This window comes from Agrobacterium bohemicum, assembly GCF_001562555.1.
Taxonomy (GTDB): Bacteria; Pseudomonadota; Alphaproteobacteria; order Rhizobiales; family Rhizobiaceae; genus Agrobacterium; species Agrobacterium bohemicum.
Map to the genome: position 1 here is coordinate 110,833 of NZ_KQ961033.1, position 15,966 is coordinate 126,798.

At 55.5% G+C, this 15,966-nt stretch carries 13 protein-coding genes and 1 other annotated feature; of the genes, 1 reads left to right on the forward strand and 12 read right to left on the reverse strand.

The window, feature by feature from the left end:
- Nucleotides 1-29: 29 nt before the first annotated feature.
- The 12 genes from ATO67_RS17515 to paoA form a co-directional block, all read right to left on the reverse strand.
- Entirely contained in the window at nt 30-1,250 is a 1,221-nt protein-coding gene (locus tag ATO67_RS17515) for an ABC transporter substrate-binding protein (RefSeq protein WP_067652294.1), read from the reverse strand.
- Between the two features lie 55 nt (nt 1,251-1,305).
- Nucleotides 1,306-1,923: a 3-isopropylmalate dehydratase small subunit gene (gene leuD, locus ATO67_RS17520; protein WP_067652296.1), complete on the reverse strand. Its 618-nt coding sequence runs from the start codon at nt 1,921-1,923 to the stop codon at nt 1,306-1,308.
- Nucleotides 1,924-1,930: 7 nt separating this feature from the next.
- Entirely contained in the window at nt 1,931-3,337 is a 1,407-nt protein-coding gene (gene leuC / locus ATO67_RS17525; RefSeq protein WP_067652298.1) for a 3-isopropylmalate dehydratase large subunit, read from the reverse strand.
- A gap of 36 nt (nt 3,338-3,373) precedes the next feature.
- On the reverse strand, nt 3,374-4,297 hold the full coding sequence (locus ATO67_RS17530; protein WP_067652300.1) for a polysaccharide deacetylase family protein: 924 nt from the start codon (nt 4,295-4,297) through the stop codon (nt 3,374-3,376).
- Complete coding sequence (locus tag ATO67_RS17535; protein WP_210176148.1) at nt 4,297-5,244, reverse strand: polysaccharide deacetylase family protein; 948 nt, start codon at nt 5,242-5,244, stop codon at nt 4,297-4,299. The genes ATO67_RS17530 and ATO67_RS17535 overlap by 1 nt, the downstream gene beginning before the upstream one ends.
- A gap of 1 nt (nt 5,245) precedes the next feature.
- Nucleotides 5,246-5,923, reverse strand: coding sequence for an isochorismatase family protein (locus ATO67_RS17540; protein ID WP_067652302.1), 678 nt, complete (start codon nt 5,921-5,923; stop codon nt 5,246-5,248).
- A 395-nt stretch (nt 5,924-6,318) separates the two neighbouring features.
- Nucleotides 6,319-7,785 carry a SulP family inorganic anion transporter gene (locus tag ATO67_RS17545; RefSeq protein WP_067652453.1) on the reverse strand — a complete coding sequence of 489 codons (1,467 nt, stop codon included), beginning with the start codon at nt 7,783-7,785 and terminating at the stop codon, nt 6,319-6,321.
- A 70-nt stretch (nt 7,786-7,855) separates the two neighbouring features.
- Nucleotides 7,856-7,911 (reverse strand) — a sequence feature (sul1 is cis-regulatory element that is thought to sense ions involved in sulfur or methionine metabolism; They are found in Alphaproteobacteria).
- Between the two features lie 325 nt (nt 7,912-8,236).
- A complete protein-coding gene (locus ATO67_RS17550) occupies nt 8,237-9,220 on the reverse strand; it encodes a GGDEF domain-containing protein (protein WP_067652304.1) in 984 nt (327 codons plus the stop codon).
- Between the two features lie 68 nt (nt 9,221-9,288).
- A complete protein-coding gene (locus tag ATO67_RS17555; protein WP_245304017.1) occupies nt 9,289-11,010 on the reverse strand; it encodes a sensor domain-containing phosphodiesterase in 1,722 nt (573 codons plus the stop codon).
- A 378-nt stretch (nt 11,011-11,388) separates the two neighbouring features.
- Nucleotides 11,389-13,587, reverse strand: a complete 2,199-nt coding sequence (gene paoC, locus ATO67_RS17560) for an aldehyde oxidoreductase molybdenum-binding subunit PaoC (protein WP_067652308.1) — start codon at nt 13,585-13,587, stop codon at nt 11,389-11,391.
- 3 nt (nt 13,588-13,590) lie between these two features.
- Entirely contained in the window at nt 13,591-14,541 is a 951-nt protein-coding gene (locus ATO67_RS17565; RefSeq protein ID WP_067652310.1) for an FAD binding domain-containing protein, read from the reverse strand.
- A complete protein-coding gene (gene paoA / locus ATO67_RS17570; protein ID WP_067652311.1) occupies nt 14,538-15,173 on the reverse strand; it encodes an aldehyde dehydrogenase iron-sulfur subunit PaoA in 636 nt (211 codons plus the stop codon). Before paoA ends, ATO67_RS17565 begins: the two co-directional genes overlap by 4 nt.
- A gap of 215 nt (nt 15,174-15,388) precedes the next feature.
- On the opposite strand from paoA, the gene ATO67_RS17575 reads away from it, so the two are divergent.
- Nucleotides 15,389-15,961: a DUF6030 family protein gene (locus ATO67_RS17575; protein ID WP_067652313.1), complete on the forward strand. Its 573-nt coding sequence runs from the start codon at nt 15,389-15,391 to the stop codon at nt 15,959-15,961.
- Nucleotides 15,962-15,966: the final 5 nt, after the last annotated feature.

A 15,966-nucleotide genomic window follows, 5' to 3' on the forward strand; every position in this document is an offset into this window, starting at 1 on the left:
GACCATGGGGTCATGGGGGCGAGGCCGTGTCAGTTCTTGGCAGGGATCGGGAAGACCGCCTCTGCGGTGGCGTATTCTTTCGGGAAGACCAGCTCGATCTTTTCGCCACGGATTTGGGTGTTGACGGGCCGTGAATTGACATTGTCCCCATTGACGAACTTCGTCGGTCCATAGGGCATGATCGACTGGTCAAAGGTGGAGGCCGACAAGGCTTCGATCATCTTCTGACGATCGGCAGACCCGCTGCGCTCCAGGGCATCGGCGATGACCTGTATCGTCGCGTAGGAAACCATAACGTCGTAGGTCATATCGAGCTTTGCAGCGGCTACGCTGGCGGCCAGTGCTTTGGACAGTTCCTTGGAAGGATCGTACCAATGATTGCAATCCATGACATATTGCGCGACCGCATTGTTTTCACGAACGAACTTGATGTTGGATGCGGCGCCGCCAAGGATGGAATAGATCGCCTTCAGCTCCACACGCTGCTGGTTCAGCGCACGTGCCATCAGCGTGTATTCATTGATGTAGTTGGAAGGAATGAGGATATCGGCCTTGGATGCCTTCACGCGCAGCGCGATGTTGGAAAAGTCGCGCTGGGGCGTCGGATGTGAGATCGTCTCGACAACCTCGATACCCTGCTTAGGCAGTTGCTCGGCAAGGATTTTCGCCATGTTGGAGCCGAAAGGCCCATCTTCATGAACAATGGCTGCGGTCTTGACCGCGTTGCCGGTGCCTTCATTGAGAAGCTTGAGGTTTTCAAGCGCGACACTGGTGCATTTGTTGACGCCCGGCGTGAAGCGGAACACATTTGGCAAACCGCGCTGGACAACGGTTTCGGCCGTGCCGATGGAGAAGACCTGAGCCAGTTTATACTTTGCAGCCGCCTGCGAAGAGGCAAGTCCAAGCGCAGATGCTGTCGCGCCTGTGAAGGCGCAGGCATCGGCCTGAATGAGGGTATCGACGGCGGAAGCGGCGGCTTCCGGGCGGCTTTGTGCGTCGACCACCACGAGTTCAATCTTGGCGCCGCCCATGCTCTTGATGCCGCCTGCTGCATTGATCGCTTCTGCGGCGAACTTTGCACCGGCCGCACTCTGTGTACCGTTATAGGCAAGATTGCCGGTCAGCGGCTCGATGACGCCGACCTTTACGGTTGGCGGCGTCTGCGCACGCAGGATGGAGGGTGCGGCCAGGCCGACCGCCAGCGCTCCCGATACTTTTAAAAGGTCACGTCTTTCGATTTTGAATGTCATTTTTTATGCTCCCAGTTTTTTATGAGACGGCAAAAGAAACTCGCTGGTCCGCCCGTCAACGGTCCAGCCAGGAATGCGACGCCATTCGATCTTTTTCGAAGGCGGTGATCTGCTCCATGAAGGTGAATGTCATTTCGATCTCATCGAGACCGCCTAGGATGCAGTCGCGCGCGAAGTGATCAATGGCGATGGGATGGATGCCAAGATGACCCGGCAAGACAAGCTCCGCAGCTTCCAGATCAACTGAGACCTCGGCGGCGGGGAAGCGCGTGAGATAGTCCGCCAGCGCTTCGCAGTGTTCCGCGGCCAAACGGACTGGCACTAACCCGTTTTTCAGTGCGTTGTTGAAGAAAATATCACCAAAACTAGGGCCGATGACCGCCCTTACGCCGTGATCCACCAGAGCGTAAACGGCACCCTCGCGAGATGAACCGCAGCCGAAATTGTCTTCGACAAGCAGGATCGTCGCGGCATCGGCACCGGGTCTGTTCAGCGGAAATGAAGGGTCGATTTCCCCATGCTCATCACGACGGATGTCATGAAACAGGAACTGGCCGTAGCCCTGCGCGCGGTCAGCTTTCAAGAAGCGTCCGGGAATAATCTGATCCGTGTCGCAGTTGACGCCGGGGATCGCAATTGCCGTGGATGTTTCACGTGTGAATGCTTTCATCATCCCGCCCTCACATCTTTCTGACATCGGTCAGACAGCCGCTGATGGCAGCGGCAGCCGCCATGGCTGGGCTGACCAGATGGGTGCGTGCGCCCGGACCCTGACGGCCGACGAAATTGCGGTTTGAGGTGGATGCGCAACGCTCACCGGGGCCAACCACATCGCCGTTCATTGCCGCACACATGGAACAGCCGGACTCGCGCCATTCGAAGCCTGCCTCACGGAAGATACGCGCAATGCCCTCGGCTTCCGCCTGCTCTTTCACCCGTGTCGAGCCTGGCACGACGATGGCCGGGATCACGGCCTTGCGGCCCTTGAGTATGGAGGCCGCAGCCCGTAAATCCTCGATCCGGCTGTTGGTGCAGGAACCGATGAAAACCTTGTCCAGTTTCAAGCCATCCAGAGGCGTGCCGGGGGCGATCTCCATATATTCCAGTGATTTCGTCGCGGCCTTGCGCCTGTCGGAGCTTTCGAAACTTGCAGGATCGGGAACGCGGCCATTGATGGAAACGGCATCTTCCGGGCTAGTACCCCACGTCACCATGGGCGCGATATCCGCACCATCCATTCTCACTTCCACGTCGAAGAACGCGTCACTATCGCTGGCGAGCGTGCGCCAGTGGGCGACCGCACCGTCCCATTCTTGTTCCGATGGCGCGAAATGACGGCCTCGGACATAGGTAAATGTCGTTTCATCCGCTGCGACCATGCCGAAGCGGGCTGCGGCTTCAATCGACATGTTGCACAGCGTCAGCCGCCCTTCGATGGAGAGATCCCTCACCACTTGTCCGGCAAATTCGATGGCATGACCACCGGCACCGGCGGCACCGATTTTCGCAATAAGTACCAGCATCACGTCTTTGGCCGTCACGCCCTGCCCCAGCACGCCATCGATCGTGACCCGCATTGTCTTGGGGCGCGACTGCCACAGCGTTTGCGTGGCCAGCACATGGGCATTTTCGGATTGGCCGATGCCGAATGCAATAGCACCAAGCGCCCCTTGCGTAGACGTATGGCTATCAGAACAGACGATGGTCAGCCCTGGCAGCGTAATGCCCTGTTCCGGCGCCACAACATGGACAATACCCTGCTCACGGCTGGACAGGCCGAAATGGCGCATCCCGCCCCACTCCATGTTCTGATCGAAAGTATCGATCATGTGAGCGATAGCAGGGCTTGCCGCATCGCTCGACGTGCGGCCGAGCGTCGGCACGTAATGATCGGCCACACCGAAAATCTGTTGCGGACGCCGCGGCTTCAGGCCGCGCCGCTTTAGATCAGCGAAGGCATGAAAGCTGCCTTCGTGGATCATGTCGCGATCAATGTAGAGCAGCGACGGGCCTGCAGGATGGCGCAATATTTCATGCTCATCCCAGATCTTGCCCAACATTGTGCGCGGTGCGACTGCTTGCGCCATGACCTTGTCTTTCTGTTGTCAGTTCCACGTTCGGCTTTAGCCAGCAGCACGAAAGGCCGCGCAGATGTCCCCCGCGGGCGCGTTCCACACGCCTTCATGCGACAGAATGTAGTCGAGTGCTTCGCGCAGGTATTCGACGCGGTACGGCATGCCCGACACCCAGCTATGCAGCGGCAGGCTCATGACGCGACCGCCATATTCCGCGCTCTCGCGGTAAAGAACGTCGAACCGGTCCTTGACCTGCTGCACCCATTCCGCTTCCGAGTGGAAATACTCGTCGGCAACCACGCGGTCGTCCGTTTCGTAGGCCATAGGCATGGCCAGCAACGAACCGTTGCGGGTTTGCATCTCGTAAGGAAGGTCGTCATTTGCCCAATCAAGGCTGTAGGCGATGCCGTTCTTCGCCAGAAGATCAGGCGTATTAAAGCCCTGTGCACGGCCAGGCGAGAGCCAGCCTTCAACCTTCTGCCCGCTTGCGTTGCGCAGCAGGCTCAAGGCCTCGGCAATGATGGCGTTTTCTTCCTCCTCACCCAGCCCGGAGTGATGGACCTTGCCCATATCCAGTCCATGGGCGATGATTTCATGGCCGCCTCTGACCACAGCCTCGATCAGCGCCGGATAACGCGCGGCAATCACGCCATTGATCGCGAAGCTGGTTTCTAGTTCTTTTTCGGCAAGAAGCTTGAGGACGCGGAAAATGCCGATGCGATTGCCGTAGTCGCGGTTCGTGTAATAGCGAAAATCCGGGTAAGGCATGGACAATGCGCCCGGCGCCTTGAAAGGCTTGGACGGCATATCCAGTGGAAAATGTTGGACATGGGTGACGATGGACAGCGCAATGCGCGCACCATCTGGCCAGGCAATCGGCTTGCGAGAGAAAAGATCGCTCCACTCATAGCGGTCATGGTCCATGCCGTAACGACGGGCGGGATAGTTGAGATAGTCTTCAGGCATAGACATCAGCGCGCACCCTTCCCGGAATTGTGGGTAGCCATCGCGGCACTCATGGCGTCATAAGCGCCGGCGGCGTGATAGGCGGCGGCGATTTCGCGGCCAGTCGTCTGCCACACGCCGTCGTGCCCCGCGATGTATTCGATGGCTTCGGCAAAAGCGTCGATACGATGCGGTTGGCCGACGAGGTAAGGGTGCAGTGGAATGCACATGACCGTGCCGCTGTCATCGCCTTCCTTGTAAAGCTGATCGAACTGCCGCTTGATAATTTCGCCGTAATGGCGCGGCGTGACCTTCTGGCTGTTGTAAACGATGACGTCATTCATCTCGAGCGAGTACGGCATGGAGATGAGCTTGCCTGTGTTGACCTTGACCGGCATTGGCTGGTCGTCGTGGAACATGTCGCAGGTATATTGAATGCCCGCTTCCGACAGGATATCCATCGTCCAGAAATTGTTGGACAATGCTGGTGAGAGCCATCCCGCCAGTTCCTGCCCTGTGTGTTTGCGCACCGTATCGAAGGCATCACGGATAACAGCGCGCTCCTGCTCGATGTCGAGATTATAGACATAGCGTGTGTTGTAGATGCCGTGGGAAAAGAACTCCCATCCGCGATCGGCACAGGCCTTGATGATTTCCGGATGGTGATCGCACAGCGCAACATTAAGCGAGACGGAACCACGAAACCCAGCCTTGTCCATCGCTGCCATCATCCGCTGCCAACCGGCACGGTTGCCGTAATCGCGGTGGGAATATTGCAAAACATCCGGGTTTGGCCGCGCCCACGGCGTGCGGGTTGGATTGTTGGGCGGATTGTATTCGTAAAACTCGATATTCGGCGCGATCCAGACGGCGATCTTCTTGTTGCCGGGCCAGACAATCTTGGGGCGGTTGGGCCAGGGCAGGTAATCGTACAGCCCCATATCCGACTTCATCGCGGCATCTTCAGCGGCCATCTCAGCGAACCTCCGGCTGATAGGCCTCGTACCAGGCAATCGCATCCGCAACCGGGATCACATCGCCATACTTGACCGAAATATCGTAGAGATTGGCGAAATGCGGGCTCTCATGCTTGTCCGCCACACATTCCTCGGGAACGATGACCCGGTAGCCGCGCGAGATTGCATCCACTACGCAAGCGCGAACACAGCCGGATGTTGAACCACCGGTCAAAACAACCGTGTCGCATTGGTGCCAAACCATCAGCGACTGGAGGTTGGTTTCATGGAACGGGGACGCCATGCGCTTGTTCATGACAATGTCCTTGACATGATCGATCTCTAAGCGCGGATCGAACTCGGCCCTGCGAGAACCGACCTTGATGTTTTGCAGGGAGTCCGGCGTGTTGGTACGTGTACCCCAAACACCGCAGTCCTCGCCCGATTCCATGTAGGCCACATAGGTCCACGTCACCGGCAGACCCTTGCTGCGAGCTAGATTGGACAGCGTGTTTATGTACTCGAGCTGCCGAGGATCGGTTTCGTAAGCGGAGACGAACTCGCCGAGCGACGTGTAGGCGCATTGCAGGTCGATGTTGATCAGCATCGGCCTGCTGCCGAACCCAAATCGTTTGCGCGTGGGATTAGCCTTGGCCAGCTCGTACAGTTGACGGGCGGTAAGCGATGACATTTCCATAGACAACCTCCTGTACACCCCGCCACTTCGCACGGCCCGACTTACAGGCCGCTTCCTCAGCAAAGAGGACGCTTTATTCTTTCTATTGTTATCACTTTATATCATTTGTAAAGCCACTTTTCGAAGGCCACAGGCCTCTTTTTAGGAAGCGCTTTTTGCGTGGGCAGATGCCTCTTATTCAGCAGAATAAGTGCCGATAAATTCAGCATTCACAGACAGATAGACGGAAGCACGTCCGACGCCCTCTTAGCTCCAGCCACGGGTCGACGATACAGAATTGCCCATTTGCTTGCGAACGAAACAGTGCCGCCACCGCTTTTCGGGCGGTGGCGGCAGAAAGATTGCATGACTATTTCAGATGAAAAATTCCGGTGTCTTTTTGGTGGAAAACACCCTCAAATATCCTTAAGGTTGATCCCGCCATTGAGGCTACCAATCAAAGTCGCGCTGGCATCATTGACACCAATTACTGTCACCGGGATGTCGTGCGCGTTGAAACGATCGACCACCTTGTCGAGCGCGGCAACGGCGGTGATGTCCCAGAAATGGGCTTGCGTCACGTCGATCAGGACGTTCATGCCGTTAGCCTCTTCAATATCAAAGGCCTCCACGAAAACATCTGCCGATGCGAAGAATACCTGTCCCGAAACCCGGTACGTCAAACACCGCGTATCGTCGTTTCTTTCCATCTTGACCTGCAATAAGCGAGCAACCTTGAAGGTGAAGAACACGCCGCTGAGAAGGACGCCGACCGCAACACCGAGAGCAAGATTGGCGCTCAATACGGTGACGAGAACTGTGACAAGCATGACAACGCTCGACATCTTGGGATGAATGACGAGTGTTTTTAGGGATGACCAGTCGAACGTATCGATTGACACCATAACCATGATAGCAACCAGCGCTGCCACAGGAACCTGCGAAACCCAGGGTTTCAAGAGAACCATCAGAACGAGAAGGAAGGCGCCCGCAAAAAGGGTCGAAAAGCGACCGCGACCGCCATATTTGACGTTGCTAACCGTCTGGCCAATCATGCCGCAACCGGCGATTCCTCCAAACAGGCTTGCGGCAGTATTGGCGATACCGAGACCGGTACATTCCCGGTTCTTGGAGCTGGGTGTTCCCGTGAGATCGTCAACCACGCTCGCCGTCATCATGGATTCGAGCAGGCCGACCATTGCGATGGCAAGCGCTGGTCCCGCAATGATTTTAAGCGTTTCCAAGGTCAGCGGTACGGCCGGCCAACCGAAGATCGGAAGGCTATCCGGCAGCTTTCCCAGATCTGCGATTGTCATGACCGGGAGTTGCAGCGATATGGATGCGGCCGTCAGAACAAGAATGCAGATCAAGGGTGAAGGGATAGCCTTGGTCAGCAAAGGGAGGACATAGATGATGACGAGCCCGGCAGCCAGCATGCCGTAGGCCAGCCAATCGCCGCCAATGATATGTGGAAGCTGAGCCCCAAAAATAAGGATCGCCAAGGCATTGACGAAACCTGTCCGGACGGACTTTGAAACAAAACGCATCAGAACCCCGAGACGGAGCAGTCCGAACAGGATTTGCAGTATGCCAGCAAGCAAACCCGCAGCGAACAGATACGCCAGCCCGTGCGCGTGAACCAGCGGGGCAGCGACAAGCGCGACGGAACCGGCAGCAGCCGAGATCATCGCAGGGCGACCGCCCGTGAAAGCGATGACAATGCCAATGATAAAGGAGGCGAACAGACCGACCTGTGGATCGACACCTGCGACGAAAGAAAAGGCGATGACTTCCGGTATCAGCGCGAATGTTGCGACCGCTCCGGCGAGCATTTCTCGAGTTGGGTTGGCGGACCAATCCCGGCGAATAGAATTAAATTGCATATGATGAAGTCCCGCAAGGCATGCGAATGCGCTTTTAAAAGCGATCATTTGAAAAGGCATGCAGTTATTGCGTTGTCTGGCGGATCGGCGGCCAGAAGAGCCACCCGGAATCTCACCGGGTCCGTGGTGATGCCCCTTAAATATCGAATATATTCGGGGATGCAATATCTTATCGACAAAGACCCCGCCCAATTATTCATCCGATAGGCGCTTAACGCAAATTGCTACAAACCAAGTGAAACGAAAATACAATGAAAACTCTTATGCGGTCAGGAACCTCGATAATGGTACAGATCAAAGAACGGCGAGAGGAGTTAAAATTGACACATGGGGAGCACTCCGCCCACGATGACATGGATGCCGGGATCTATATCTGGTCCCTTTCAGACGATCATCCTTCAACTATTAAAACTGGTGGTTGATTTACGTCAGGGAAACCGCCAACCCCTCCTCACATGACACTGGACACAAGCTGCGGGTCGTTTGCGACCTCTAGCGAGCGGTCGAACCAGGCCCAGTTGTCTTTGTCGTTGCGTTTCATGCGATAGAGCGCCTGATCTGCCGCGTGTAGCAGCATCTCCAGATCTTCCGCATGATGCGGGTATAGGCTGGCACCTACCGTTGCACCCACCTTGATCGTCTGACCGTGAACCATGAAAGGCGCGGTGAACGCATCCGATATTCTCTGACATATCTTCTCGGCAGCGGTCTGATCTTCTAGGTCGGTGAGCAGAATGGCGAACTCGTCTCCGCCCATTCTCACCACAGTATCGTCGTAACGAACGGATTGGCGAAGCCGGGTCGCTACTTTTTTCAGTATCTCATCACCGGCGGCATGACCAAAGTAATCATTCACAGGTTTGAAGTTATCGAGATCTATCATTAAAAGCGCGGCCATGACGGGTGGACGCCGCGTATCTTTTTTCGCCACCTCTGCATCCCATTTTTCCTGAAGAACGCGTCTGTTGGCTAGTCCCGTCAACGGGTCTTCATAGGCGATGCAACGGAGTGCGTTTTCGGCAAGCTTTTGTGACGACAGGTTTTCGAACGTTGCGATGCACAATTGAAAATCATGCAGGACAATTCCCCTGTGAAGCACAGGCACGGTCTCGCCGTCATCATGCCTGACCTTTATCTCGAACGGCTCGATTTCCGTTATTCCACTGCCTTCGGGACTCCTGAGCTGCTCCCAACGCTGCCGCGCCTGCTTGCGTTCTGCTTCGTCGATATAGGTCTCGTCGATCCAGTCATCCACGGTAGCAAAGCGGCCATTCTGATAGCCGAACGTCCTTGTGAAGGCGCGATTGACGAACCGTATATCACCATCGGGCAGCGAGGCCCACGACAGCGGTATAGGCAATGCATCAAGGATCATCAGAAGTTCGTCGTCAAGCCTGTGCGTGCCGCTGACCATCCGCTCAAAAACATGTTTCATTTCATCGCCCTTTCTTAGGGGTCAATCCAAGAGACTTCGCGAAACAACAAATTGCATCAAACGGAGATTTATCCGGCCAATAGAACCACAGGACGCTGGCGCGCGATCAACCAATCCAACAGTGCTTCACTTCGGACGGGGCGCGATAGCCAATAACCCTGGATTTCGTCACATCCTAATACCTCCAGCAGGTTTGCAGCCTCCTGGGTCTCCACGCCCTCGGCGACAACGCGGTACCCCAGGCTGTGGGAAAGATCGATCATCGAGCGCACAAGCACGCGCTCACGATTTCCGTTTTCCATCTCGGCCACGAAGGAACGGTCGATCTTGACAACGTCTGCCGGTAGTTTCTGCAGATAGGCAAGGCTGCTGTAGCCGGTTCCGAAATCATCGATGGCGAGTTGCACGCCCGCCGTCTTCAACTGATTGAGGAGACCAAATGCACCTTCGGTCTCTTTCATCATCACCGTTTCCGTCAGTTCCAGTTCGATCTGGTTAGGCTCGACATCAAACAGTACAAGCTTTGACATCAGTCTCTCGAAAAAGTCGCCTTCCTCCAGATTGAGGGCCAAGAGGTTGAGAGAAAGCTTGAAGCGCAGACCTCTCTTACCCCATACCGAAATGTGCGATATCGCTTTGTGCATGACCCAATCGGTCAATTCGCGGGCGAAAGCAGACGCCTCAACAACGGGAATGAATTCGACCGGCGAGATTGGACCCAAGACGGGATGGTCCCATCGCAGCAGGGCTTCCGCGCTGCGGATTTCACCGGTTGCGACATCCAAACGAGGTTGGAATACCAACGATAATTGATCCGACGCGGCCAGTGCCGAGCGAAAATCCTGCAGGATTCTGAAATTGCGTCTGTGACGCAAATCCATCGCCGGGGAAAACAGCTCGATTTTCGCTGAACTTTCGCGCGCGTCCTGAACCGCACTTTGCAGGGATCTGAGGATATCTTCCGGCAACATCGTTTGCGGATCGTAGGAGACCATGCCTATCGCTGGCGTCATCGAAATTTGAGTATCGCTGTCGCCTTCGATTTCGCACAGCAAACCCTTGAGCAAAATCATATAGCTTTCGACATCCGAATTGTCAGGGGCAAAGAACGCAAACTGCGTTGGCCCTACATGATAGGGCGTAGCGTTGGGTCCGACATGCTCTGTCAAAAGACTGGAAACGGCATGGATGACAGTATCGAAATGTGATGGGCCGAGGACCCGTGACAGTCGCTCAAATTGCTCTGTCTGCGCGAGATCCAGCAAGCTGATGATGCGTTCGCCGACATCAGCACGCAAAGCGGAATCAGTAAGATCATTCATGAGCTGGAAACGGTTGGGAAGGCCGCTGCAAGGTTCGATGCGTCCGAGTGCGTGCGTCAATTCCACCTGGTCCATGACCATTGCGGCAAGATCGCACAATGTTGCCATTTCTTTATCGGTGACGTCGCGCGGTTCCGTTCCCAGCACGCAGAGCGCACCCAACGCATAACCATCCGCCGTCACCAAAGGAGCACCCGCGTAAAACCGGATGCCGGCACAGCCGAGGGTACTGTCGACATAACAGTCATCCTGCTGAAAATCGCGGATGACGAATGGTTTTTTCGTCTCCGCGACATTAGCGCAAGGCGCCTTTTCTCGGGGAATTTCGTTATGATCGACACCGACCTTGGACTTGAACCACTGCCGGTTGACATCGGTCAGCGACACCGCCGCAATCGGAAGTCCAAAAATGTCGGCTGCAAGCCGTGTGATCCGATCAAAATTTTCACTTGGGAGTGTATCGAGCAACCGCAAACTCTTAAGGCTTGAAAGGCGTGCTATCTCGTTATGCATAGTAAAATCCATGACCACGCACTCGTACGTTCGCGGCACACAAGTTCGGGTTCGGGTCATTTTCAATGCAGCGGTGTCGATGGCTTGGAACCCACTCCGGGGTAAACGCAACCTGACAGTGTTAAGGCATCATGCCCAAGCCATTTCACGGTTCTTCTTGAAATTGTTCTACGCGATAATAATTGAATCATACATAAATCGTTCCCTGAGAGTTCTTTGCATGGTTAGGGAACCGTAACCGCAATCGGGAAAATGCCGATGGTACATTTTGCCTTGATCCCGGGTCTGCTCGCTGAACACCAAACGAGCAGACCGGTTGTGAACGAATTGATGTCAGGCGACTTCCGGTAACCCGCTAATCAGCTTGTCCAGCGTTATCGGGTAGTCTCGCACACGGACGCCGGAGGCGTTGTAGATAGCATTCGCAATAGCGGCAGAGACACCACATAGGCCAAGCTCACCGACACCCTTGGACTTCATGGGCGACGACATCGGATCGGTCTCGTCCAGAAAGATGACGTCCTGGTGTGGAATATCGGCATGAACGGGCACCTCATAGCCTGCGAGATCGTGATTGACGAAGAAGCCCCGTTTTTTATCCACCGCCAACTCTTCTGACAGCGCGCCACCGGCCCCCATGGTCATCGCACCGATAACTTGGCTTCGCGCGGTAATGGGGTTGAGGATTCGCCCTGCCGCGCAGACCGCCAACATTCGGCGGATGCGCGTTTCGCCAGTCGCGATATCGACACCCACCTCTACAAAATGCGCGCCGAAGGTGGATTGCTGATGGGTCTTGGCGAGATCGCCCCACTCCATCTTGTCTTCACCGACCAGACCATCTGCACCCGCGGCTTCGGCCAGAGGAACGCTTCGGTTTCCTGACTTGACCACACCATCCTCGAAAACGGCGTCTTCGGAATTGAACCCGACTTTTTGGGCAATTGCTTCCCGGAGTTTGACGCAAGCGGCATAAACACCCGACGTGGAAGAGTTTGCTCCAAACTGCCCGCCCGACCCCGCAGAGATCGGGAAACGGGAATCGCCAAGTTCAACGGCGACCTTGTCGACGGTCACGCCCATCATTTCGGCGGCGGTTTGCGCAATGATCGTATAGCTTCCCGTGCCAATGTCCGTCATATCCGTCTGCACCGTGATAATGCCATCCTTGCCAAGAACGACGCGTGCAGCCGATGGAAGCACGAGGTTGTCACGGAACGCTGCGCCAACCCCCATGCCGATGAGCCAGTTGCCTTCGCGTTTGGAAGCAACCTTCGGCCGGTTGCTCCAGCCGAAACGTTCTGCGCCCAGTTTGAGACAGCCAATGAGATCACGATGGGAAAAGGGGCGATCACGATTTTCGGGATCGACTTGGGTATCATTGAGGATACGGAATTCGATGGGGTCGATACCGAGCTTTTCTGCCATCTCGTCCACGGCAATCTCAAGTGCCATCAAACCTGGAGCTTCGCCGGGAGCACGCATCGCGTTACCTTCGGGCAAGTCCAGTTTTGCCAGACGCATAGCAGTCATGCGGTTGGCACCCGCATATAGCAGGCGTGTCTGGTTGACGGCGGTTTCCGGCGCTCCATCCGGAAGATTGCCAGACCAGCTTTCATGCGCAATTGCGGTGATCTTGCCGTCCTTGCCACAGCCAATACGAATACGCTGGATGGTGGCTGGCCGGTGCGTCGTATTGTTGATCATCAGCGGACGAGGCAGTGCTACCTTGACCGGACGGTGAACCTGCTTCGCGCCAAGCGCGGCAAGCACCGCATCGACACGAAGAAACAGCTTACCGCCAAATCCCCCGCCGATGAATGGCGACATAAGGTGGATCTTATCCTTATCGACACCAAGGGTTGTCGCAAGGTCGGAGCGCCACCAGTCGATCATCTGGCTGGACGTCCATACCGTCACCTCGTCTCCGTTCCACGCAGCGATGGAAGCATGCGGCTCCATCATCGCGTGTGACTGATCCGGCGTGGTGTAGGTCTGGTCCAAGGTGACTGGAGCCGCACGGAACGCGCTGTCGAAATCTCCCGCAGAGCTGTCAGGCTTTTGGGATTCGTCCGGTTTTTCCGCCGATCCCTTCTCTGCCGCCAAATCGAAAACACCTTTTTCTTCCGTGTATTCGACCCTGACGAGAGAAGACGCAGCACGTGCCTGCTCGAACGTCTCAGCGATCACAAGAGCGATAGCCTGATGGTAATGCTGGATTTCATCACCACCGAACAAGTTGGCGGTATTATACTCGCCTTTTTCGAGCTTGCCCGCATCCAGAGTCGTGATGACACCGAGAACGCCGGGTGCCGCCTTGGCGGTGGATACGTCCATGGACTTGATCTTGCCTTTGGCAATCGCAGAACCGATCGGATAACCGTAAGCATATTTGTTATCCGGGTCGTGCCATTCATATGCATAGATTGCGCGGCCCGTCGTCTTGAGTTCACCGTCGATGCGGTGAATGGGCTTGCCAACGACTTTGAGACGATCGATGGGGTTGGTGGTGGCTGGCTTATCGAACTTCATCGTTCAACCCCTTGCTTCTGAAAGGACGGCACCGAGCGTACGCTCGACAAGTGCGACCTTGAACCGGTTCTGTTCCGTCGGATGGGCATCTGCGAGAATGCCATTTGCTGCAGCACGCGCGCCTTTTGGAAGGTCCGCTTCTGCCGCTTCAACACGCCATGGCTTGTGCGCAACACCACCCACTGCAACATGGCCGGTGCCATCAGGCTGAATAATCGCACCAACCGAAATCAACGCAAACGCATAGGAAGCTCTATCCCTCACCTTTCGGTAGATTTGCTTTCCACCAACGGGTGGGGGAAGAACAACCGCAGTGATAAACTCACCGGGTTCGAGAACGGTTTCGATATGAGGGGTGTCGCCGGGTAGGCGATAGAAATCGGCAATAGGTATCGATCGACGCTTCGCATCTGACTTTACTGTCTCAACCGTGGCGTCGAGCGCACGCATGGCAATTGCCATATCGCTTGGATGGGTGGCTATGCAGGTTTCACTAACGCCGACAATAGCATGTTGTCTGCTGAACCCGCCAATTGCAGAGCAGCCACTGCCAGGTTGTCGCTTGTTGCAGGGTTGATTGGTGTCGTAAAAGTATGGACAGCGCGTGCGTTGCAAAAGATTTCCAGCCGTCGTTGCCTTATTGCGAAGCTGGCCGGAAGCGCCAGCGACAAGGGCGCGGGACAGCAGACCGTAATCTTTCCGCACAGTAGTGTGCGCGGCAAGGTCCGTATTTCTTACCATTGCACCGATACGCAAGCCGCCATCGGACGTGGCTTCGATTGTGTCCAGGCCTAAGCCGTTGACGTCAATCAGATGTGTCGGCGTCTCGATCTCGAGTTTCATAAGGTCCAGTAGATTGGTGCCGCCAGCGATAAATTTCGCCTGTGCATTCGTTGCTGCGGTGCTGGCTGCGGCTTCAACCGATGATGCACGTTCATAAGTGAAGGCCTTCATGCTCTGATCCCCCCGACTTCGGAAATGGCATCGAGAATGTTGGAATAGGCTCCGCATCGACAGAGGTTACCGCTCATACGTTCACGGACTTCTGTTGCCGTGAGTTGTGCGTGAGAATTGAGATCTTTGGTAACGTGGCTTGGGATGTTGGCTTTGATCTCTTCGAGCACGGCCACGGACGAACAGATTTGTCCCGGCGTGCAATAACCGCACTGAAATCCGTCATGTTTGACGAAAGCCGCCTGCATAGGATGAAGTTTGCCGGGCTGGCCTAGACCCTCAATGGTCGTGACGTCGTCACCATCGTGCATGACAGCAAGAGACAGACAAGAATTGATGCGGCGCCCATCCACCATAACCGTACAGGCACCGCACTGGCCATGATCACAGCCCTTTTTCGTGCCTGTGAGGTGGAGATGTTCGCGCAATGCGTCGAGCAAGGTGGTGCGATTGTCTATCTCAAGGTGGTGGTTTTCACCGTTCACGGTGAGTTCAATTTTTGAGGTATACGTCATTTGGCTCCCCGGGGACTGCGCTGCCGCGCTGCTAGCGGCACCTGTGGCTGCGATTGTTGCAACCGAGGTGATAAGTAAATTTCGTCTAGAAAGTTCCAGCTGGCCACTATCGTGCATATTTGGCTCCACTTGTGTGGTTGAGGTGCCAAGCTAACCATGTGAACGGGGAAAAGTGCCGTGACGAACGAAAAGTTGATAGTCTAGTATTCACTGCGCTCTCAGGATACGCGGTCCGGCTACATAAATTCTTGTGTGTTGAGAGTGGCATGTCGTCTTGTGCATCCCGCCCAACAGAGTACACTCTGCATCCGCACGGATGGCCTTCGAACAGCATGCTCACCTCCTATATTTTTTCATTATTTCTTGTTGGCGTCGTGGCCCAACCCGGCACGAACGTTGACATCCTGGGCCGTGAAGCAGGGGGGGACTACGTCCAGTCGCAGGCAACTCTTAGCTTGACACCTAAGTTTGCCGCTTTTCAATGTAGCAGTATTGCCGACTTATCCGCATCCAGCAGGCCTGTATTTACCGAGACGAACAATGGCGAGTGGGAGTGTAGTTCCATGCTCGAATATTCGGAAACAGGCCATACTCCTTCTCTTTTCATTCAGATACGCGGCATTGAACCGGGTGTGTGGAGCAGCTTTAGAGTGAAGCTGAATTTCGGATCGCTGCTTTCGCGACAGGTTCTTGGCGCGCGCGCCGCAAACCTCATTCATCTTTTGGTCGGAACGAACACCCCTCTCCGGGACTTAGAGGGTGTGCTGGCGAGCGGACGCGAGTTGGAGATCACATTCGACGATGTGACGTTAAAATACCGACAGGAACGCCTTGACCCCAATCGCTTCAACCTCTTCGGAAGTAAAAAATTGAGCCCGCAGAAAAGCGCGCCAAATCCGGAGTGAACGCA

Coding starts and splice junctions, on each gene's coding strand:
- ATO67_RS17550 (WP_067652304.1), bottom strand. CDS start 9,220: ATGAAACATGTTTTTGAGCGGATGGTCAGCGGCACGCACAGGCTTGAC.
- leuD (WP_067652296.1), bottom strand. CDS start 1,923: ATGATGAAAGCATTCACACGTGAAACATCCACGGCAATTGCGATCCCC.
- ATO67_RS17530 (WP_067652300.1), bottom strand. CDS start 4,297: ATGTCTATGCCTGAAGACTATCTCAACTATCCCGCCCGTCGTTACGGC.
- ATO67_RS17575 (WP_067652313.1), top strand. CDS start 15,389: ATGCTCACCTCCTATATTTTTTCATTATTTCTTGTTGGCGTCGTGGCC.
- ATO67_RS17515 (WP_067652294.1), bottom strand. CDS start 1,250: ATGACATTCAAAATCGAAAGACGTGACCTTTTAAAAGTATCGGGAGCG.
- paoA (WP_067652311.1), bottom strand. CDS start 15,173: ATGCACGATAGTGGCCAGCTGGAACTTTCTAGACGAAATTTACTTATC.
- ATO67_RS17565 (WP_067652310.1), bottom strand. CDS start 14,541: ATGAAGGCCTTCACTTATGAACGTGCATCATCGGTTGAAGCCGCAGCC.
- paoC (WP_067652308.1), bottom strand. CDS start 13,587: ATGAAGTTCGATAAGCCAGCCACCACCAACCCCATCGATCGTCTCAAA.
- leuC (WP_067652298.1), bottom strand. CDS start 3,337: ATGGCGCAAGCAGTCGCACCGCGCACAATGTTGGGCAAGATCTGGGAT.
- ATO67_RS17540 (WP_067652302.1), bottom strand. CDS start 5,923: ATGGAAATGTCATCGCTTACCGCCCGTCAACTGTACGAGCTGGCCAAG.
- ATO67_RS17535 (WP_210176148.1), bottom strand. CDS start 5,244: ATGGCCGCTGAAGATGCCGCGATGAAGTCGGATATGGGGCTGTACGAT.
- ATO67_RS17545 (WP_067652453.1), bottom strand. CDS start 7,785: ATGCAATTTAATTCTATTCGCCGGGATTGGTCCGCCAACCCAACTCGA.